Source organism: Acinetobacter sp. T63, from assembly GCF_053852345.1.
On sequence record NZ_CM132659.1, the window covers coordinates 1,817,901 to 1,838,886 of the forward strand.

Genomic DNA, 20,986 nt, shown 5'->3' on the forward strand with positions numbered 1-20,986 from the left:
TTAAACTCAGGCACAACCCGGCTATTATGAGGATGAGTGCCCAGTTGAACGGGCTTTTAGCTGCGCTAAGCTCTGGTAAATTTGCTGAGTGATTTCCTCTCGCAGCGTGGTCAAATCTTCAGAACCTAATCTCTGCCCGACCTCTACCGGTGGCAAAAACTGAAAATAAAAAGGTACCCGCTTGGGAATCAGGTGTTTCGGTAATGATGGAATCACATCGCCATGACGTAATAATTTATCCAGTTGAGGGACTTTGAGCAGTTTCTGAAACAGACGATGCTGCACCACGGTTCTGGCATCAAAACCAAACTCGAAAATATCATCAGGGCCAAAGGCAGCAAAAGGAATAATGTCGTACTGAAATTCCTGTGCCAACTGTAAAAAGCCGTAGCGCTGTTTCCAGATCAATTGATACTGCTCACCCGGATGTTTCAGCACTTCACGTCCGCCACCCGGAAAGACCAGAATCGAATAGCCCTGCTGCATCAAGGCACGCACATATTCACGCTGGCCATCGACTGCGCCGAACTTTTTGACAATATCGCGCCAGATCGGCAAATAAAAATGGCTGTGGTCGGCAATACTAACCACAGCCACCTGATGTTCATTGAACAAATAATCAATAATGACGGGGGCATCAAAAATCCCGTAAAGGGAATGATTGCCCACATACATGGCAGGTCGGGATGCATCAATATATTCACTGCCTAAAAAGGTCGGCGTGAAATAGCGTTTAGATAAGGCGCTCAGCGTCTTGATCCATTTTGCATCATGCTGGACCTGCAATCTCTGCCCCTTAAACCACGTGTTTTTGTACCAGGATACAGCCCACCGAGTAGCCGGCACCAAATGAACATAACACGCCATATTCGCCATCATTCACTTCATGCGCAGTACGATGCAAGGCAATGATGACCCCGGCAGATGAAGTATTGGCAAACTCATCAAGAATAATTGGCACCAACGCCGGATCTGCTTCCGCAGCCGCTTTACCAACCACCAGTTTCAGAATCAGTTCGTTCATGCTGGCATTGGCCTGATGCAACCAGAAACGTTTTACATCGGCTGGTGCAATCGCATTTTTCTCCAGCTGCGCGGTAATCATTTTCGCAACCAGTGGACACACTTCTTTAAAGACTTTACGGCCGTCCTGACGGAAACGCTTGTCATCAATATCGGCATTTTCAGACAGATTCAGGAAACCGAAGTTGTTACGGATGTTATTCGAGAACTGGGTAAATAACTGAGTGTCCACAATTTCAAAACCGGTTTTGCTGTCGGTGTCTTCAATAATTGACGCAGTGGCAACATCGCCAAAAATAAAGTGGCTGTCACGCGAACGGAAATCATTGTGTGCCGATGTAATTTCGACATTCACCAGCAAGACACGGCGCGCACCGCTTTTAATGGCATCATACGCCTGTTTTAAACCAAAGGTTGCTGCTGAACAGGCCACGTTCATGTCATAGGCATAGCCCTGAATCCCGAGTGCAGTCTGAATTTCAATGGCCACCGCCGGATAGGCACGCTGCATATTCGAGCAGGCCAGAATCACCACATCAATGTCTTCAGCCGTGACACCGGCATTTTCCATTGCCTGTTTGGCTGCAATTACGCCCCACTCGGCCTGAAGCGAGATTTCATCATCAGCGCGTTCTTTTAAATGTGGACGTAAACGGTTTGGATCAAGCAGACCGGTTTTCTCTGACACGTAGCGACGTTTCACGCCAGAGGCTTTTTCAATAAATTCTGCACTTGAGCCACGGCGTGCTTCTAACTCGCCCGCTGCAATTTTGTCAGCATTGGCCGAGTTATACTGTTCCACATAAGCATTTAAACTTTCAACTAACTCTTCATTGGTAATGACATCTTCAGGATGGAATAAGCCCGTACCGGTAATGCGAATGCCCATGTAAAACTCCTTTTTGAAATTCTCTCTATCTTAACCGATTCCCAGCTTTTCCCATACTTTTTGTAGCCGGTTTGGCGAAATTGGCATCTTGGTCTTCATTGGCTGCGAGAATAACGAGATGCGCAATTCTTCCACCATAAAGTACAATTCTTTCAAGCGGCTGTCATTTTTAAACTTGAACAGTTTGTCCATCCACGGGTCAATCTGCACAATGGCGGCATCATCACGTTGCAGGTTATTCGGCAAACGTTCCAAACGCAGCACCAGCGCTTTCAGATAACGTGGATATTCGCTCCAGACGTCTGCTGGCTTGTTATACACGAAATCGGCCAGGTTCATGAGGTCCAGCTGATCTTCAATATCATCCATATTTTTGGCAAAGACCGACTCATCCAGCATCAGCAGTTTACGGCGGATATCCTGCCATTGAATATAAATCTCATTAAAGCTGAACAGCGCTTTCTGTCCATGACTGAGGAATGATTTTTTTACCTCAAGTAGCAGCGTTTGGAACTGTTCAGCGTTGACTGGCAAGTCATCAATTGATATCTGCAAGGTGGCATAGACCAGCATCTGTTCCAGCTGTGCTTTATCGCCCAACGGAGAATAAGCCAGCGCCAGCGGTTTAGAAATCTGTTTTTTCAGCTGGCGGATTAAATCACCCAGCTGCATATGAATCAGGCGAATCACCCCGGCCCGATGCTGTTTAATAGCCTCTGCCTGATCATTAAAGGTTTGAATCACCACACCCGATTCATCTTTCTGTTCCAGCGCAGCAAAGTCTTTGGTCGGTACCAGCGCCTGATACTGCTTGACCACCACACCAGTGACTTTTTGCGAGGCTTCAAACACAAAGTTGTCCGGGAAGGTTTTAAATTCACCTTTCAGCTGTTTCACCGGACTATGGGTTTCGGTACGGCAGCGGGCTTTCAGCTCGCTCAGGTCACGGCCCTGTTCGATGACCCGGCCTTTTTCATCAATCACTTTAATAAACGGCAGCAGATACTGATCGATCCGTTCAAAGCTAAAGTCTTTTTCAGTGATCTGATCGCCGCGCAGCTGAAAAGCCAGGAAGCTGAAAATATGCTCACGCAGATGTGTCGCATCAATTCGCGCAGTCAGTTTGCGCGCAGTATCCGGAATTGGTACCAGGTTACGGCGTTTATCTTTCGGTAAGGCTTTCAGTAGCGCTTCAATCAGCTCTTCACGCCAGCCCGGAATCCCCCAGGACCAGATGTTTTCATCGACCTGTGGCAGGGCCTGAACCGGAATTTTTACCGTTGCGCCATCTTCATCATGGCTCGGATCAAAACGGTAGCTGGCCGCCAGACGCAATTCGCCATTACGCAGATAATCCGGGAATTGCTGCGTGGTCGGGCGATCATTCAGCCACAAGGCATCATCATCAACAAATAAATAACGTGGCTCTTTCGGCTCGACGGTCGCGCGCCAGTCTTCAAAAGAACGGCGGCTGGCCACATCTGTCGGCACTTTTGCGGCATAGAACTGATAGATGGTTTCTTCATCTACCACCAGATCGCGGCGGCGCAGCTTGTCTTCGACCCGCTCCACTTCTTCCAGTTTGAGTAAATTATGCTTTAAGAACGGCGGCATAATTCCCAAGTTACCGGTAGTCAAGGCATCGCGCAGGAAAATCTCATGCGCCGCCGGCTGATCGACCTTTTCATAATTCACCTGACGTTTCGGTTCAATGATTAAACCAAACAGTGAAATCTGATCATAGGCATTGACCACTCCGGCTTTTTTCGACCAGTGCGGTTCAAAATAATGATGTTTTAACAGATCACGCGCCGCCAGAAGAATCCACTCCGGCTCAATTTTGGCCAGGGTCCGCAAATACACCTGCGAGGTTTCCACCATCTCAAAAGCCATCACCCACGGGGTATTGGTCTTATGCAAGGTTGAGGCCGGGAAAACCCGCGCTTTTTGCTGACGCACTGCCATAAACACATTACGTTCATCGGTTTTATTGGCAATAAACGATAACAGTCCGGTTAATAAAGCCCGGTGCAGATTTTCATAACTGGCTTTCTTTTCATTGAAAGACAGTTTTAACCCCTGTGCCAGATCGACCAGCTGCTCATGGGTTTTCTTCCATTCACGTAAACGTAACCAGCTCAGGAAATGGTTACGGGCAAAGCTTCGGCGCTTGTTTTCACTCAAGTCACGATTGGCCAGCAAGGCATCCCAGAGTTTGAGATAAAACAGGAAATCGGAATCGGCTTCACGGAACAAGGCATGTTTTTGATCGGCCTGCATCTGTTTGTCGGCCGGGCGTTCCCGTGGGTCCTGCACCGCCAGTGCCGCCACAATTACCAGAATTTCATTTAAGGCACCAAAATGTGCCCCGCCCAGAATCATTCGTGCCAGACGTGGATCAATCGGCATTTTTGCCATTTGCTGGCCAATTTTGGTTAAGGAATCTCCCCCAACCCCTCTTTTAGACAGAGGGAGATTATTATTTTCGTCAGTCGCTTTAGACGGATTCGCTTTCTTCTCCGTCATTGCGCCAAGCTCAATCAAAAGCTTGCGACCATCATTGACCAGTCGATGATCTGGGGGCTCGATAAAATCAAAATCTTCCAGCGAACCGAGGCCCAGACTTTGCATCTGCAAAATCACCGAAGCTAAGTTGGTGCGTTTAATTTCCGGTTCGGTAAATTCCGGACGGCTTAAGAAATCTTCTTCCGAATACAGACGGATACAGACACCCGGTGCAATACGGCCACAACGGCCTTTACGCTGGTTGGCTGCGGCTTGCGAAACTGCTTCAATGGGCAGACGCTGTACACGTGAACGATAGTTATAACGTGAAATCCGGGCAAAACCACTGTCAATCACATAGCGGATATTCGGTACAGTTAACGCCGTTTCCGCGACGTTGGTAGCAATAATAATCCGTCGGCCACCGCCCGATGGATTAAAGATTTTCTGCTGCTCGGCCAGGGCCAGACGTGCATATAGCGGCAACACTTCCGTATGGCGCGGGCCATGCTTGATCAAGGTTTCCTGTAATTCACGAATTTCCTGCTCGGTGCTGGCAAACACCAGAATATCGGCATGTTCAGGATGACCTTTTTCCTGTGCATCGGCAAAGCATTCTTCCACCGCCTGCACCACTGCACGCGGCAGGTTTTCTTCAAAGTCATCAAACTCATCATCATCACTGCCGCCAATGCTCAGTTCGGAAATGGGACGGTAACGTACCTCAACCGGATAGCTGCGCCCTTCGACTTCAAAAATCGGCGCGCCATTGAAGTAATTGCTGAAACGGTTTACGTCCAAAGTCGCTGAGGTAATGATGACTTTGAGATCTTTACGCCGTGGCAACAGCTGCTTTAAATAACCCATGATGAAGTCAATATTCAGTGAACGTTCATGCGCTTCATCAATAATAATGGTGTCGTATTTGCTTAAGTAACGGTCATTGGCCAGCTCTGCCAATAAAATACCATCGGTCATTAAGCGGACAAGCGAATCCTGCGAGCCCTGTTCATTAAAACGGACTTTAAAGGAAATGGATTCACCAAGTTTTTCACCGACTTCTTCGGCAATCCGCTGCGAGACACTGCGCGCGGCCAGACGACGCGGCTGGGTATGGCCAATCAGACCGGTTAAACCGCGCCCGGCCAGCATGGCAATTTGCGGCAGCTGGGTGGTTTTCCCCGAACCGGTTTCCCCCGCCACAATAATCACCTGATGTTTTTGAATTGCCTCAACCAGCTTGTCGGCGTATTGGGTCACCGGCAAGTCCTGATTCAGCTTGATGTTTGGAATACGGCCCAAGCGTTCCCGAACTTTCAGATTGGATTTTTCAAATAGCTCAGAATATTGTTTTTCGTTTGCATCTTTTCCTTTACGCAGTCGATTTAAACGATGGCGGTCACGCGCCATAACGAGTTGATCTACATTTAAATGACTCTGCACAGAACAAGATTCCTAATTTAAATAAAAAATATCAATCGGCTATTTTACGCTGTAATGACAGCCAGCGGAAGAATCCGCCCATGAAATGAACGAACAGACCCTCCAGCCTGTCTGCTTTTGCAGCGAATCCGCTGTCCGCAAACTGAGTACGGTGGCTTCTAGATTGTGACGATGACGAACATTTCCAAGCAGTCTGCCTAAAAATAAAAAATATTTTTGCTTTACCCTTGAATTTTACCGAGCTTGACATCATGTTTGATGAGGAATGAAAAAGGTGTACTTTTTAATTGTCATGTGGTCATCATATTTTTCGGCTACATAATAATACACACCGCCTGAATATGGCTTAAACAATCATCAATTCGGTTTTTCCGATGGTGGTAATGTAAAAATACCATTTCAGCAATAAAGCAAATTTCTATAATCTAATTGAAATTCAAAACAAACCTCAATCATGGAGACAATGATGAGCTTAATTAATACTGAAGTTAAACCATTTAAAGCAAATGCCTACCACAACGGTCAATTCGTTGAAGTAACTGAAGCTGATCTTAAAGGCAAATGGTCAGTTGTATTCTTCTACCCAGCTGACTTCACTTTCGTTTGCCCAACTGAGCTTGGTGACCTTGCTGACAACTACGCTGAATTCCAAAAATTAGGCGTTGAAATCTATGCAGTTTCTACTGACACTCACTTCACGCACAAAGCTTGGCACGATTCTTCAGAAGAAATCAAAAAAATCCAATACGTAATGGTTGGCGACCCAACTTGGACACTGTCTAAAAACTTCGAAGTATTAATTGAAGCTGACGGTCTTGCTGATCGTGGTACTTTCGTCATCGATCCAGAAGGCAAAATCCAGATCATCGAAATCAACGCGGGTGGTATCGGCCGTGACGCGCAAGAACTTCTTCGCAAAGTAAAAGCTGCTCAATACGTTCACGCTCACCCAGGTGAAGTTTGCCCAGCAAAATGGAAAGAAGGCGACGCAACACTTGCTCCTTCAATCGACCTAGTTGGTAAAATCTAATCTGTATTAGATTAAACTGATTGAAAAAAACCACGCTTGATCGCGTGGTTTTTTTATTGAGGCACTTACATTTTTACTCAATTTTAGCTGCTGTAGATTCTTTTTATTTTCATCTGCGTTGATTAAGCTACTGAAAAATGCGCTATGGATAGACCGATGAAAACCCTATTAATTGCAGCCTTATTCACCACCCTGTCCCTGCCGGCCTGGGCTGATGTGCAGTGTAGCGGCAGCTTAAAAGATCGTTCGATTTCCGACAATATTTTCGTTGGCAAGCAATGCACCTTAATTAATGTGCAGGTCGATGGCAATGTCATGCTGGCCGATGGTGCCAAAGCCATTCTCCGAAACAGCCATATTGATGGCAATCTGGAATCCAAAGGCCGTTTTGCACAGCTGGTGGCGACCAATAACCGCATTGAAGGCAATATTCAACTGGAACGCGGCAAGCTGACCCAGCTGCACAATAACCGTGTAAATGGCAATATCCAGCTCAAAAACAATCGGGGTACGCTGAATATTAGCCGTAATCAGGTCGATGGCAATCTGGAATGTGAAAATAACGCGACACCACCGGTGGGTGGACGTAACACGGTACAGGGCGATAAAACAGGACAATGCCGCCGTTTATAAGGTGGGATGATTTTATGATAGATGAGGGTTTGATGATGGATCAAGCATTAACCATCTACAGGAATTGGATTGTCCGAAACTGGCGGCAAACCATGGATCACCTGATGAATCAGTTGTAATTTTTCCATCACCTTCGGACTAATCACAAAGGGATAAAAATCTTCCTGCCCCATACTCCGATTCACACTATTCATGGCAAAAGCCACTGGCAACCAGGCCTGAAAAATCTCGTTAAAGTCGGTCAAAAAATACGGATTTTCACGTTGCTTGAAGTACATAAAATGCTGCTCTTCATGCACAATTTGCGGATGAATACTCATGCCAAAAGAAGTTGCCGTTTCCAGCACATCAACAATATGTAAATAATGCGCCCAGCTTTCCGCCCAGTCTTCCCACGGATGCATGGTGGCATAGGCACTAATATAGGCATCCATCCAGTTGCTTGGTGCGCCGTGCTGATAATAGTCCTTCACCGCCTGCTGATAACAGGCGCGCTCATCCCCAAAAAGTTGCCGAAAGCGTGCCAGATAATCACTGTTCGCCACCAGAACATCCCAATAATAATGGCCAATTTCATGCCGGAAATGCCCCAGCAAAGTCCGGTACACTTCGGCCATATTCTGCTTGGCCATCATCCGCTCGACATCATCGGCTTCGGCAATATTTAAAGTAATCACCCCGCTGGCATGGCCGGTCATGACTTTGGGAGCACGATCATCATTCGGATTGGCCTTAAAATCAAATACCAGCCCACGTTCAGGACTTTCCAGCTTGCTCAGTAAAGGTAAATTCCAGCGCAGCAAGGCATAAACCAGACGATGCTTGGCCAGCTCGATTTTTTGCCAGCGGTAGTAATATTGCGGCTGGTTTAAATCCGGGATAATCCGGTTTAAACGGCAGGCCGGACAAAACGGCTCTGGACTGTCAAACGGAATAATCCAGTTACAGACCTGATGCTGATGATTCTGGCAAAAACGGTAAGCCTTTTGCGTGACCGCTTCAACAAATTCCCCTGCCCGCTGACCCGGTTGCAACGCCAGCATATGCATATATTGCGCATCAAAACCTAAATGATGCTGGCACACGGTACACTGGGTATTGTCGAAATAAATCGGATGCTGACAATAACTGCACTGAAAAAGTTGCATGAGAATGGCTCAGTCGATTGTTTTTATTACAGAGATGCCGCTAAGCTTAGAAGATTCTGATTTTTCTGAGTGTAGTTTTTTGCAGTGAATGTTTAGTGTTGCTGCAACCGTGGTGCAGATTGTCCCCATACGCTGCGCTTTGACCGGGAGTGTTGGCACACAACACTCGACTTTCGCGGATAAAGTTGAAAATTCTTACAAATCAGTAATACATCCGGCTCTGCATTTGGCATATGGTCAAACTATAACGATTCCAAACACAATAAAGGAGGAATGGCTAATGGAAACTGTCCTGACTGTAACCTTCTGCAAATACAATACCTCAACGCGCTACTTAAAAATATTTTATAACAATGGGTTGGCAGAGCTTTATCATCCTGTGCCAGAATTTATCTATAACAATCTGCTACGCAGTCATGATAAAGCTGCTTTTGTGCAAAAATATCTGGAGTACGATTTACACTTTAACAAGGTCTCGTTGCGACCTTGAATTGAGGTGCAGCAATTTCACCTCTCACATCATTTCCTGAACCAGTTTAAAACGCGGTAATTCACGATCATCTTCCAGACTGATCGATTCGGTAAACATGCTCAGTGGTCGAACCCAAATGGAATAATCACCATATAAACACTGGTAGACCACCAGCTTTTCCTCGGTTTCACTGTGCGTGGCCACATGCAACACCTGATACAACTGCCCTTTATAATGCTGATAAATGCCTCGGCTTAAACTCATCTTGATACTCACCTTTGTAATTTTAAATGCAATTGCTCAGGATAATGCCTAGTTTTAGTCACAAATAGAAAATCTTTGATTTTCTTATTGTCAATTCTTGAAAATTCCAGTGACAAGCCACATCTTAGAAGATAAAGCCATACATTTTTATGTGCAACTTCTGCATAAATACATGATTTTTATTATTTGATTTAAAAAACCGATTGTTTTGATAAAAACAAACCGTTTCACCAATTAAATATTTTCTCCTATCATGTCTTTATCAAATACATTTTACTCCTCTGGAGACGTTAGCAATGTTAGATCAAAATACCACAGCCCAATTAAAAGCCTTGTTAGAACGCCTTGAAGGTCCAATCGAATTAGTGGCCACTTTAGATAGCTCTGACAAATCAGACAAAATCAAAGAACTGGTAACTGAAATTGCCGCCCTGTCTGATCAGGTGACTGCACGCTTCGATGGTAACAACAAACGTGCACCAAGCTTTGGTGTCGCCAAAGCCGGTGAGCAACCGCGTGTATTCTTCGCAGGTTTGCCAATGGGCCATGAGTTCACCTCTTTGATTCTGGCATTGTTACAAACTTCGGGCTATGCACCAAAAGTGTCTGATGAAGTATTAGCTTCTATTAAAGACTTGGGCATCCAATCGGACTTTGATGTGTTCGTATCGTTAAGCTGCCATAACTGTCCAGACGTGGTGCAGGCATTGAACCTGATTGCGATTTACAACCCGGGTACTACTGCCACCATGATTGATGGTGCATTCTTCCAGGATGAAGTGGAAGAACGTAAGATCATGGCGGTACCTATGGTATTCCAGGACGGTAACCACATCGGTCAGGGTCGTATGACTTTGGAAGAAATCATCGCCAAATTAGATACCAACTCTGCAGCCAAAGAAGCGGAAAAGCTGAATGCCAAAGCTGCGTTCGATGTACTGGTGATTGGTGGTGGTCCTGCTGGAAACACTGCAGCGATTTATGCAGCACGTAAAGGCATTAACACCGGTATCGTGGCGGAACGTTTTGGCGGTCAGGTGATGGACACCATGGACATTGAAAACTTCACTTCAATCAAGAAAACCCAAGGTCCAAAATTTGCCGCTGAAATGGAAGCACACGTACGTGAATACGGTGTCGACATCATGAACCTACAACGTGTATCTGACATTAAAGGTGCAGATGAAACAGCCAACGGTTTAGTTGAAGTGACCTTAGAAAACGGTGCTAAACTGGAATCGAAAACTGTGGTGCTTTCAACCGGTGCACGCTGGAGAGAGATGAACGTTCCGGGTGAAGCAGAATACCGTACCCGTGGTGTGGCGTATTGCCCACACTGTGATGGTCCTTTATTCAAAGGCAAACGTGTTGCAGTCATTGGTGGGGGTAACTCGGGTGTAGAAGCGGCGATTGACTTGGCGGGTATTGTTGAGCATGTGACCTTAGTAGAGTTTGATACCAAGTTACGTGCGGATCAGGTATTGCAAGACAAGCTAAACAGCTTGCCAAATACCACAGTGATTAAAAATGCGCTTTCGACAGAAGTGGTCGGTGATGGTTCACAAGTGACAGCGCTGAAATACAAAGACCGTGCAACGGATGAAGAGCATACGGTTGAACTGGCGGGGATCTTTGTACAGATCGGTTTGTTACCAAATACCGATTTCTTGAAAGAAACAGCAGTTGAGCTGAGCAACCGTGGTGAAATTGTGATTAATGACCGCAACGAAACCAACGTCAAAGGTGTATTTGCGGCGGGTGACTGTACTACAGTCCCATATAAGCAGATCATCATTGCCACAGGTGAAGGCGCGAAAGCATCGTTGTCTGCCTTTGATTACATCATCCGTTCGGGGCAATAATTCTGCTGAATTAACTCTAGAACACCACAAGCCTATAGCGTGCACTACGCTATAGGCTTTTTTTGTATTTCATTTTCTTACATTTAATCAACAATTTGTTATCCATTGCCAGATCGGAACTGGTTTATATTTTTGAATATTCACTGCTGTTGTGGATATTTGCCTTGAGAATAGAATTAAAAGGAATATGACAATGAATAAATTACTTGTTGCTTTAGGTCTTGCTGCTACCGTTGCTTTAGTGGGCTGTAACCGTGATCAGGCGCCTGAAACAGGTGCAACCACTGGCGAGCATCTGGAAAATGCTGCTGAACAGGCAGGTCATGATATTTCCGGTGCTGCTGAAGAAGCTTCAGCTGAAATGGATGCTGCAACGGATGAAGCTGCTGCAGAGTTAGATCAGGCCGCGGATAATGCCGCTGCGGCAACCAGTCAGGCTTGGGATGAAACCAAGGAAGCCACCAAAGATGCAACTGCAACCGCAGCCGGTGCTGTTGAACAAGGTGCTGCGAACGTGCGTGAAGAAGCCCAGCAATAAAATTCACTTCCTCGCTAAAAGCTCCCTTCCGGGAGCTTTTTTTATTATTCATTTTACTAATATTTTAAATTAGAAATTTCAAATTAAAAATAGCTTAAATGACTGTTTCTATCAGGTTAAAAGTTTAAATTTCCACTAAAATACTCAGGATTCTGATTTCTCTCCCTGTTATTGTCTATGTCTATTATTGCTGCAAAAGCCGACCGGTCGAATCGCTCGATCTGGGTCGCGCTGGTGTTATTGTTTATTGGCTGTATTGGCGCCTATCAGGTGGTGGGCATTAACCAGGCACTATTATTCCTGATTGGTGGTGCACTGGGGATGACCCTGTACCATGCTTCTTTTGGTTTTACCTCAAGCTGGCGGGTGTTTATCAAGCAAGGTCGTGGTCGCGGTCTGCGTGCACAAATGATCATGCTTGGTCTGGCAGTACTGCTGTTTTTCCCAGCCTTAGGTGCAGGTGAACTGTTTGGCAATCCGGTCAATGGTTTTGTTAGCCCAGTGTCAATGTCGGTGATGATTGGTGCCTTTATTTTTGGTATTGGTATGCAGCTCGGCGGCGGCTGTGCTTCTGGTACGCTGTATACCGTGGGCGGTGGTAGCGCACGCATGCTGGTGACACTGGTATTCTTCTGCTTAGGCTCACTGATTGCCACCACGCATTTAGACTGGTGGTTTAACCTGCCGCATCTGGCACCTATTTCACTGGTCACCAGCTTAGGTGTGATGCCGGCGTTATTGCTGAACTTTGTGCTGTTTGCCCTGATTGCCTTGGTTACCGTATGGTATGAAAAGAAACGTCATGGCAGTCTGGAGGTTGAACCGGCTGCACAGTATCAGGGCTGGAAACGCTTCTTACGTGGCCCGTGGCCGTTGGTGTGGGGCGGTATCATCCTGACCCTGCTGAACTTCGCTACTCTTGCGTTGGCTGGACGTCCTTGGGGCGTAACCTCTGCGCTGGCCGTCTGGGCCGCCAAATCGGCCAGTTTTGTGGGTGTTGATGTAGCCTCCTGGAGCTACTGGCAGCAACCAGCCAATGCCAAAGCACTGACAGAGTCGTTATGGTTTGATATTACCTCGATGATGAACTTCGGGATTATGCTGGGCGCCCTGCTGGCAGCCAGTCTGGCCGGTAAATTCGCACCGAACTTTAATATTCCAAAACGCTCGCTGATGGCAGCGATTGTTGGCGGTTTGCTGTTAGGTTATGGCGCACGCCTGGCTTATGGCTGTAATATTGGTGCCTATTTTAGTGGTATTGCCTCTGGCAGCTTACATGGCTGGCTGTGGCTGGTATTTGCCTTTATTGGCAATGGCATTGGGGTTAAATTGCGTCCATTCTTCTTCCCGGAAGAACGCCCACAACCGGAAAAGCTGACCGGCTGTTAATTCCTGAATTGCTGTTAAAGCTGTTAAAAAGGCCCCCAAAGTTGGGGCTTTTTGCATCTCTGGGTTAAGATAGCCGCATACAATAAGAAATCAGGCGGGCTATGAGTTATTCACATCATCATGAAAAACATTATATTTTAAGAACGGGCTGGTTACGTGCTGCGGTGTTGGGGGCCAATGATGGGATTATCTCAGTGACCAGTCTGGTGATCGGGATGGCGGCCAGTGGTGCTTCCAGCCAGACCCTGCTGATTACCTGTATTGCCGGCCTGATTTCAGGCGCTAGTTCCATGGCTGCCGGCGAATATATTTCGGTCAAATCCCAGGAAGATATCGAGCAGGCTGATCTGCACATGGAATCCAGAGAACTGCGTAAAAACCCCGATCTGGAACTAAAAGAACTGACCCATATTTATACCTTGCGCGGCCTGACGCCTGAGCTAGCGCATGAAGTGGCGGTACAGCTGACCGCCAAAGATGCCCTAGCCGCCCACGCCCGCGATGAAATCGGCATTCATGAAAATACTGCCGCCAATGCGGTACAGGCGGCGGCATCCTCGGCGATTGCATTTTCTTTAGGGGCGCTGTTGCCTTTACTGACCATTGTCTTTAGTCCGGTGGAATATCTGGACCGAAGCATTGTGATTGTAGGTGTCTTATCGCTGGCCTTACTCGGTGCCCTGTCCAGCTATTTTGCCGGCACCTCCATGCTCAGAGGCAGCTTGCGGGTCACGGTCTGGGGCGTGGTGGCCATGCTATTCGCACACTGGATTGGCTCGTTGTTCCATGTCACACCTTTATAAAAAAACCGCCCAGCAAATCGGGCGGTTTTTTTACCTTAGGGCTGTGTTTACTGTAAAGCCGCTTTCAGGTTACAGCCATAATTCATGGTTTGCTGCACCTGACGATAGCTGGTATAGCGGTTTAAAATAAAATCATAAAAATTGTCGGCATTGGCAAAATTCTGCTTTAAATTTTCCTGTTGAGCCTGGGGCAGCTGGATCTGATCAAGCAGTTCCAGATTATAATGTCCGAGACGATACATCTCGGCAAAATAGCCATTCATCATATCGCAATAGCCGGCTTTGGTCGGCTTTAAGGCGGTACTGCTGACCAGATGCTGGTTCAAGGTCATCAGATTATCGGCATCTAAAGGAAACTGCTGGGCAAAGGCAATACTTTCCAGCTGCTTAAACTGCTGAAAATCGGCTTCCAGTTGACGGTTTAAGGCACTAAAGCGCTGCTGTAGCTGCTCTGCACTGGCCACCTGGTACTGTTCAGGCTGGACCTGTACCTGCTCTGCCTCATGTGGTCCACATGCTGTCAAACCTGTTATTGTGAGCAAAACAGCCCCTACATACCCCTTCATGCTTTTACCTTTTCCACGATACAACCCGGGCATTATACTGATGAAACCGGCCGGGATGAAAGTTAGAGCGACTTTTCATTCATATAGCGCCAGTAACGTTTCGGTACATACTGAATATGCAGCTTCATGTTCTGCCGTGCCTGAATATTGACGCTCTGAAAATAATCTTTCCACAGCTGGTCATATAAAAATTCTTCAGCATCCAGCTCGATACTAAAGGCCTGACTGTGGCCACTGCCCAGCTGGAGATCCAGCTGCCGGGCATTCATCTGAACCTGATGCACATCATCCAGATCATAATAAATGCCGTAATCACGCTGTTCGTCATAAATCAGCCAGCGCTGATCTTGGTAACGCGCCTTAAAATGCCGCTCGATCAGCGGTAATACATTAAAATCTGGCCGCACCAGACTTAAGAACAGACCATCCTGACATTTTTTAAAGCGTACAAAAGCTTCCATGCGATGTTTTTCCCGGCCCACCTGCTTGGCCCACTGTGTCATGCCCAACACCGCCGGATGGCCATAATTACCATCCACCGCATGGCCGTGTTGAAAAACATAAATGCAAAAATCAAACAGATGCTGAAAGGCCTGTTCCTGCTCCGACAAAAAGCACAGATAAAACTGACGCAAGCTGCCGGGCTGGATTTTCTGTTTCAAGCCCTGCCAGACCCGCTGCCCCTGCACATCCTGTGAAGACACGACAATAAACTCATCAAACAGGCCATGCTGGGACTGCGGATTGGCGGTAATGTGTACATCAAACTCTTGAAAGCGAAATGCCCGAAACACACAGCAAAGCAAGCCGGTGAGCGTGCCATCAAAGCAGTAGGTGGCCATTAAAAAGCAAAGCCCAGTTGTGGCGAGAGCTGCTGCTGATATTTGGATTGCCCCGACTGTAAAATCTGCTGGCGAATCTGCTGCGCTGGCGGCTCTTTTTTAAATTTCGGGCTGTCGGCACAGCGAATAAAATGCTGGGCACGGTTATAGGCCACGCCCATGCGTTTTAGCTGATCTATATGAATGTGCCCAAACCGGCGCGCCTGCACAATTTTCTGCGCCGAACGCACGCCTATACCCGGCACCCGTAAAATCAACTGGTAGTCGGCACGGTTGATATCTACCGGAAAAGCCTCTGGATGACGCAGTGCCCAGCCCAATTTCGGGTCGACATCCAGGTCTAAATTGGGATGTTGATCATCCACCAGTTCATGCGCAGCAAAACCATAAAAACGCATTAACCAGTCACTTTGATAGAGCCGGTTTTCACGCAGCAACGGCGGCGCTGAACCGACAGCGGGCAAGGCCTTTTCCTGTGTATTAATTGGAATATAACCAGAAAAATAAACCCGTTTTAGCTTGAATTCTTTGTAGTGCCGATCGGCCATCATAATAATGTCTTGGTCGGTTTCATTATGTGCACCCACCACCATCTGCGTGGTTTGTCCGGCCGGAACAAACTTCGGTACCGATTTGATGATTTTCGATTCATCTTTCAGTTGAATCAGGCGATCGCGGACAATACCCAAATCCTTCTGCACTTCGGCATGACTTTTTTCCGGGGCAAACTGCTGTAGTCCGGCTTCGGTCGGCATTTCCAGATTAATACTCATCCGGTCAACATATAAACCGGCTTCGGTAATAATTTCCTGAGATGCGCCCGGGATGGTTTTTAAATGAATATATCCATTAAAGTTTTCTTCCAGCCGCAGCTTTTTCACCACCTGTAGCATTCGTTCCATGGTGTAATCGGCCGATTTAAAAATACCGGAACTTAAAAACAGCCCTTCAATATAATTGCGCCGGTAAAAATTTATGGTCAGATCGACCACTTCCTGTACGGTAAAGGCTGCGCGTTTCACATCATTGGAACGCCGCGACACGCAATAGGCACAGTCATAAATGCAAACATTGGAGAACAGGATTTTAAGCAGCGAAACACAGCGCCCATCTTCGGTATAGCTGTGACAGATGCCATTACCGGTATTGCCCAGCCCTTGGTCTTTATTTTTGCGCCGACTGCCACTCGATGAGCAGGACACATCATATTTGGCAGCATCGGCTAAAATTTGCAGTTTTTCACGGATACGTTCAGACATGCGTTTCAGCAGAAATCAGGAGATAAGCTGATTATAAAAAAGCGAAAATACTGCGCCTAGCAAGCCGATGCGTTAGCACGACCCAGCTTGTCGCAACGAATGTAACTGCTGTGTAAAAACCGGCAGATTATTTAAAAAATAAATAATGATTATGATTTGCTAATTTTGTTCAGCTTGGGCAAAGTGTAGGAAGAATAAGGAGAAATCGCATGTCTATATTGGAACAGCTCGGCATTAAACATCCTATTTTTTTAGCGCCGATGGCCGGTGTTTCGACACCTGAACTGGCTGCCGAAGTTTCCAACCAGGGCGGCTTGGGTTCACTGGGTTTAGGGGCCAGTTCAGTGGCGTCTGCCCGAGAACAGATTTTAAAAACCCAGGACCTGACCGACTGCCCTTTTCAGGTCAATTTCTTCTGTCATCAACCCGAGCCGCTGGATGAAGCTGCTGCTCAGGTCTGGCTGGATTATTTAAGTCCGCATTTTGTCCATTATGGCGTAGCGCTGCCGATCCAGCTCAAAAATCTGTATCCTAGTTTTTTAAGCAATGATGATTATCTGAATCTGGTGCTGGAAACCCGTCCTCAGGCGGTGAGTTTTCATTTTGGTATTCCGCACGCGCATCAGATTCAGGCGCTAAAACAGGCCGGGATTATCACCATGGTCTCTGCCACCAATCTGGCCGAAGCACAAGCCATTGAAGCGGCGGGTATTGATATTATTATTGCCCAAGGCGTAGAGGCTGGCGGTCATCGTGGCCTGTTTAATGCCGCTATTGATGGCGGTATCCGCACGGTAGATTTAGTGACTTTACTGACCCAGCACTGTCAGATTCCGGTGGTTGCAGCTGGTGGAATTATGAATGGTCAACATGCACAACGTGTCATGAACCTTGGCGCAGTCGCGGTACAGCTCGGGACCGCCTTTGTGCAATGTAAATCTTCCAATGCCAATGAGGCGTATCGCAAGGCTTTATTTAGCCAGAGCTGTACCCAAATTACCGATTCAATTTCCGGCCGTCCGGCACGTGGTCTGGTCAATCAGTGGCACCGTCTGGTGGATACGCCAAACCGTCCGCCGGTACCGACCTATCCGTATACTTATGATATTGGCAAGCAGTTACATGCCGCAGCCAGCCAGCAAGGCGAACAGGGATTTGGCGCATTCTGGGCCGGTGCCAACGTGGGCCTGATTCGTGACATGGAAGCCGGTGATTTAATTAATCAACTGGTGCTGGAAATGACTAGTCACTAAGCGAGAACAATAAAAAACATCTCCGCGGAGATGTTTTTTATTGGCCTGATAATGTCTTGAATGCTTTAACGGGTGACACGTTGCCAGGCATCTTTGGCTGCAAATTTTGCTTCTTCCCAGTTCAGACGGGAATCGCCTTTCATCTGTTCCCATTTGGTGCGCAGTTCTGGCTCGGCCCGGTCAAAATCGACATTTTGTTCATATAAAGGCCGGTTTTCATAGCCCAGACGATAGGCGCCGCGATAATCACGATCATAGTCGACATCGGCATAGACACTGCGGGTTTCATTATAATATGGACGGTTCTGGTACTGATCACGCCAGTACACATCTTCTGCAGTCGGATCAATCGCATCGGCAATTTCATTACCGGCCAATCCACCGACCACACCACCGGCAATACCGCCCACTACGGCACCGACCGGTCCAGCTGCAGCACCCACGGCCGCACCGGTTGCCGCGCCCCCTAATACACCGACACTGGTGCCAACAGGATGATCGCCTGCTTCATTCATATCCGGGACACGATTGGTGTCCAAATCTGGACGTGCATTGACATCGGTCGGGTCGACATTTAAACCCTGGCTTCGTTCTTGTGGTAATTCTGTTGAGGTCTTATGGCTAAATTCAGTCACAGGACGATTAGTATTGGTCATGTTGAAACTCCCTGGATCATTGTTATTAACAAGACTGGAATATCATCTTGCCAAGTGAAGACTTACCTAGCATAGAGCAAGCCAAGCCCTGCAATGTCCAAGTCCTGTCCGTGTTCAGTGAGCGGATGTTGCCCTGTGTTCAGGTCTGTAGAGATTGTAAACGGTTGACATCCTCACCCACCTGAAAGGAGGGTGATTCCTACTGCTAGACGCTTATGCCCAAGCGCAAGTATGTTCTTGGCGGAGTTTAAATCGCGTTGATTTACACTTCCCCATTCACATTCCCATACTCTTATTCGCAAATCTGCTCTACCTTTCGGACTGCTTGCGGTGATTGCACCGCAGCTCGAACAGGTTTGGGTTGTGAATCTCTCGTTGACTTCCTCAAACATGACCCCTGCGTTCTCGCATTTATACTTGAGCATGGTTTTGAGTGTTGAAAATCCTGTATCTAAAACAGATTTCGCCATTTTAGTTTTTACAAGTTTGTTCGCACTTAGATCACCAACGACAATCAGTGCATTGTCTTTCACCAGCTGGGTGCTAGCCTTGTGCAAATGGTCTTTACGACAGTTTGCAATCTTGGCGTGTAATGCACGGACACGCTTTTTATTTCTCGCTCTCTGAGCAATACCGAGCTTTTGCTCGTATTTTCGATAGAACTTGGGATTACTGATGACTGTGCCATCGGAACAGGTAGCAATATCTTTTAAGCCTAGATCAATACCCACGGCTTTTGTGGCGGTAGGTTTGTTTTGTTTGGGTGAATCAACCACTAAGCAGACATACCAACGTCCACGACTATCCTCTACAAATGAGCCTGTTTGAATGCTGTATTTCGATAGTCCGTAACTATCCCATAGCTTGAATTGATGCTTGCCATACTGAACGTATCCATCGGCGTATTTAATAGCGACCTTTTTAAAGGGTATCCAACCTAGTGATCTTCTTGCTGATTTCTTATTACTGACACGCCATCTCAATTTTGATTTTGTGAACTGTTTTCTGCGAGTGACCAATTCTTCTGTTACAGCCTGAATGGTTTGGCTATGAAGATTACATTCCTTTGATGCGCCTTTCGTGTATTTAGCAATATCGTATGCTGAAAAGAATTGTTGTTTGCGCTGTAGGTGTTTGAAACACAAATCATTGACATAGTTCCAGACAAAATTAACTTCAGATGCCAATTGGTCTAGCACCTTACAATGTTTGTCTTTTATACGTAATTTAAGTGTTTTCATGGGCTTATATTAGCTCATATTAGGCTTGAAATATTGTTTTTTAGCAATTAAACGACATTTCATGTCGTGTCGCTTATATCTCTGACCTGAAAGACAGAGGTTTACGCTCCATTTGATAAAGTCGGGGATAAAAAATGGCGCTCTGAAGCGCCATAATTATGATAGATATTTAATCATTTGGTTTCTAACAGATTCACCTGCTCAACCTGCACATCACTCATGATGTTGCCATGCTCTAACAGCTGATTAAAATAGTTTTCCACCACCTGGTACTGCTCGGCCGTACTTTCCACACGGTACATATTCTGGCGGAATTCATTGCTAGAACGCAGTCCTTTGGTGTACCAGGCAATATGTTTACGTGAAATACGACAGCCTGAATATTCTCCATAAAAGCTATAAAGTTCAGATAAATGCCCAAGCAATACCTGTTTGACTTCTTCAATACTCGGTGCAGCCAAATGTTCACCGGTCGTCAGATAATGGGCAATTTCACGGAAAATCCAGGGACGGCCTTGTGCCGCACGGCCAATCATAATCGCATCTGCACCGGTATAATCCAGCACCATTTTAGCTTTTTCCGGACTGTCGATGTCGCCATTGGCAATCAGCGGGATATTCAGCTCGGCCTTAACCTGCTTGATTAACTCATAACGCGCCGTGTTCAGGTACATATCTTCACGGGTACGGCCATGCAGGGCCAGTGCGGCAATACCGGCCTGTTCCGCACGCTTGGCCACACGCAGAATATTTTCCTGACCGTTTAAAAAACCGAGTCGGGTTTTTAAGGTTACCGGCACATCGACTGCTTCTACAACTGCATCTAAAATCCGGGCAACCAGATCTTCATCTTGCAGCAACGCCGAACCGGCCAGCTTATTACATACTTTTTTGGCAGGACAGCCCATATTAATATCGACAATCTGTGCACCATTGGCCACCTGATAGCGCGCGGCTTCGGCTAGGTCAGCCGGATCGGAGCCGGCAATTTGTGCAGAAATCGGGGCGATTTCGCCATCAAAATTGGCCCGATACAGACTTTTTTTGCTCATGCGCAAAGTCTTGTCCGAGGTCATCATTTCACTGACTGCATGGCCTGCGCCAAAATATTTGCACAGCGTTCTAAACGGCCGATCCGTGACGCCTGCCATTGGTGCCACCCACAGCTTT

Annotated in this window: 19 protein-coding genes; 8 read left to right on the forward strand and 11 right to left on the reverse strand. The window is 46.8% G+C overall.

What is annotated here, in order from left to right; all coding sequences use genetic code 11:
• Positions 1–24: 24 nt before the first annotated feature.
• Genes ACVLR6_RS08795 through hrpA form a run of 3 tightly spaced genes read right to left on the reverse strand, consistent with a single transcriptional unit; the run spans position 25 to position 5,860 of the window.
• Complete coding sequence (locus tag ACVLR6_RS08795) at positions 25–786, reverse strand: lysophospholipid acyltransferase family protein (RefSeq protein WP_455995007.1); 762 nt, start codon at positions 784–786, stop codon at positions 25–27.
• Between the two features lie 10 nt (positions 787–796).
• Entirely contained in the window at positions 797–1,912 is a 1,116-nt protein-coding gene (locus ACVLR6_RS08800) for a beta-ketoacyl-ACP synthase III (protein ID WP_016659123.1), read from the reverse strand.
• A 30-nt stretch (positions 1,913–1,942) separates the two neighbouring features.
• Entirely contained in the window at positions 1,943–5,860 is a 3,918-nt protein-coding gene (gene hrpA, locus ACVLR6_RS08805; protein ID WP_455995010.1) for an ATP-dependent RNA helicase HrpA, read from the reverse strand.
• A gap of 466 nt (positions 5,861–6,326) precedes the next feature.
• Between hrpA and ahpC the strand changes: the two genes are divergently transcribed.
• Both ahpC and ACVLR6_RS08815 read left to right on the forward strand, forming a co-directional pair.
• Positions 6,327–6,890, forward strand: a complete 564-nt coding sequence (ahpC, locus tag ACVLR6_RS08810) for an alkyl hydroperoxide reductase subunit C (RefSeq protein ID WP_005178834.1) — start codon at positions 6,327–6,329, stop codon at positions 6,888–6,890.
• Positions 6,891–7,046: 156 nt separating this feature from the next.
• Positions 7,047–7,523 carry a hypothetical protein gene (locus ACVLR6_RS08815; protein WP_005178836.1) on the forward strand — a complete coding sequence of 159 codons (477 nt, stop codon included), beginning with the start codon at positions 7,047–7,049 and terminating at the stop codon, positions 7,521–7,523.
• Between the two features lie 47 nt (positions 7,524–7,570).
• Here the strand turns inward: ACVLR6_RS08815 and ACVLR6_RS08820 are convergent, their stop codons facing one another.
• Positions 7,571–8,671 (reverse strand): zinc-binding metallopeptidase family protein, encoded by a 1,101-nt coding sequence (locus ACVLR6_RS08820; RefSeq protein WP_455995013.1) that lies wholly within the window; start codon positions 8,669–8,671, stop codon positions 7,571–7,573.
• Positions 8,672–8,951: 280 nt separating this feature from the next.
• Between ACVLR6_RS08820 and ACVLR6_RS08825 the strand changes: the two genes are divergently transcribed.
• Positions 8,952–9,161: a KTSC domain-containing protein gene (locus ACVLR6_RS08825; RefSeq protein ID WP_005178841.1), complete on the forward strand. Its 210-nt coding sequence runs from the start codon at positions 8,952–8,954 to the stop codon at positions 9,159–9,161.
• 24 nt (positions 9,162–9,185) lie between these two features.
• Here the strand turns inward: ACVLR6_RS08825 and ACVLR6_RS08830 are convergent, their stop codons facing one another.
• Complete coding sequence (locus ACVLR6_RS08830) at positions 9,186–9,407, reverse strand: DUF1653 domain-containing protein (protein WP_005178842.1); 222 nt, start codon at positions 9,405–9,407, stop codon at positions 9,186–9,188.
• 296 nt (positions 9,408–9,703) lie between these two features.
• Between ACVLR6_RS08830 and ahpF the strand changes: the two genes are divergently transcribed.
• The 4 genes from ahpF (at position 9,704) to ACVLR6_RS08850 (ending at position 13,999) form a co-directional block, all read left to right on the forward strand.
• Positions 9,704–11,269 (forward strand): alkyl hydroperoxide reductase subunit F, encoded by a 1,566-nt coding sequence (gene ahpF, locus ACVLR6_RS08835; protein WP_005179083.1) that lies wholly within the window; start codon positions 9,704–9,706, stop codon positions 11,267–11,269.
• Between the two features lie 193 nt (positions 11,270–11,462).
• On the forward strand, positions 11,463–11,807 hold the full coding sequence (locus ACVLR6_RS08840) for a hypothetical protein (RefSeq protein ID WP_005178845.1): 345 nt from the start codon (positions 11,463–11,465) through the stop codon (positions 11,805–11,807).
• 177 nt (positions 11,808–11,984) lie between these two features.
• A complete protein-coding gene (locus ACVLR6_RS08845) occupies positions 11,985–13,196 on the forward strand; it encodes a YeeE/YedE family protein (protein ID WP_005178851.1) in 1,212 nt (403 codons plus the stop codon).
• Positions 13,197–13,297: 101 nt separating this feature from the next.
• Positions 13,298–13,999: a VIT1/CCC1 transporter family protein gene (locus ACVLR6_RS08850; RefSeq protein WP_005178853.1), complete on the forward strand. Its 702-nt coding sequence runs from the start codon at positions 13,298–13,300 to the stop codon at positions 13,997–13,999.
• 47 nt (positions 14,000–14,046) lie between these two features.
• Here ACVLR6_RS08850 and ACVLR6_RS08855 read toward each other — a convergent pair whose 3' ends face one another.
• The 3 genes from ACVLR6_RS08855 to ACVLR6_RS08865 all read right to left on the reverse strand — a co-directional run bounded on the left by ACVLR6_RS08855 (position 14,047) and on the right by ACVLR6_RS08865 (position 16,666).
• Complete coding sequence (locus ACVLR6_RS08855) at positions 14,047–14,565, reverse strand: hypothetical protein (protein WP_005178855.1); 519 nt, start codon at positions 14,563–14,565, stop codon at positions 14,047–14,049.
• 62 nt (positions 14,566–14,627) lie between these two features.
• Complete coding sequence (locus ACVLR6_RS08860; protein ID WP_455995017.1) at positions 14,628–15,407, reverse strand: TIGR03915 family putative DNA repair protein; 780 nt, start codon at positions 15,405–15,407, stop codon at positions 14,628–14,630.
• Complete coding sequence (locus ACVLR6_RS08865) at positions 15,407–16,666, reverse strand: putative DNA modification/repair radical SAM protein (protein ID WP_005178869.1); 1,260 nt, start codon at positions 16,664–16,666, stop codon at positions 15,407–15,409. Before ACVLR6_RS08865 ends, ACVLR6_RS08860 begins: the two co-directional genes overlap by 1 nt.
• Before the next feature lie 209 nt (positions 16,667–16,875).
• On the opposite strand from ACVLR6_RS08865, the gene ACVLR6_RS08870 reads away from it, so the two are divergent.
• A complete protein-coding gene (locus ACVLR6_RS08870) occupies positions 16,876–17,919 on the forward strand; it encodes an NAD(P)H-dependent flavin oxidoreductase (protein WP_127800501.1) in 1,044 nt (347 codons plus the stop codon).
• A gap of 65 nt (positions 17,920–17,984) precedes the next feature.
• On the opposite strand, the gene ACVLR6_RS08875 is transcribed toward ACVLR6_RS08870, so the two are convergent.
• The 3 genes from ACVLR6_RS08875 to dusB form a co-directional block, all read right to left on the reverse strand.
• Positions 17,985–18,575 carry a hypothetical protein gene (locus tag ACVLR6_RS08875; protein ID WP_005178874.1) on the reverse strand — a complete coding sequence of 197 codons (591 nt, stop codon included), beginning with the start codon at positions 18,573–18,575 and terminating at the stop codon, positions 17,985–17,987.
• A gap of 173 nt (positions 18,576–18,748) precedes the next feature.
• Positions 18,749–19,816, reverse strand: a complete 1,068-nt coding sequence (locus ACVLR6_RS08880) for an RNA-guided endonuclease InsQ/TnpB family protein (RefSeq protein WP_455995020.1) — start codon at positions 19,814–19,816, stop codon at positions 18,749–18,751.
• Between the two features lie 173 nt (positions 19,817–19,989).
• Positions 19,990–20,967 (reverse strand): tRNA dihydrouridine synthase DusB, encoded by a 978-nt coding sequence (dusB, locus tag ACVLR6_RS08885; protein WP_242898263.1) that lies wholly within the window; start codon positions 20,965–20,967, stop codon positions 19,990–19,992.
• Positions 20,968–20,986: the final 19 nt, after the last annotated feature.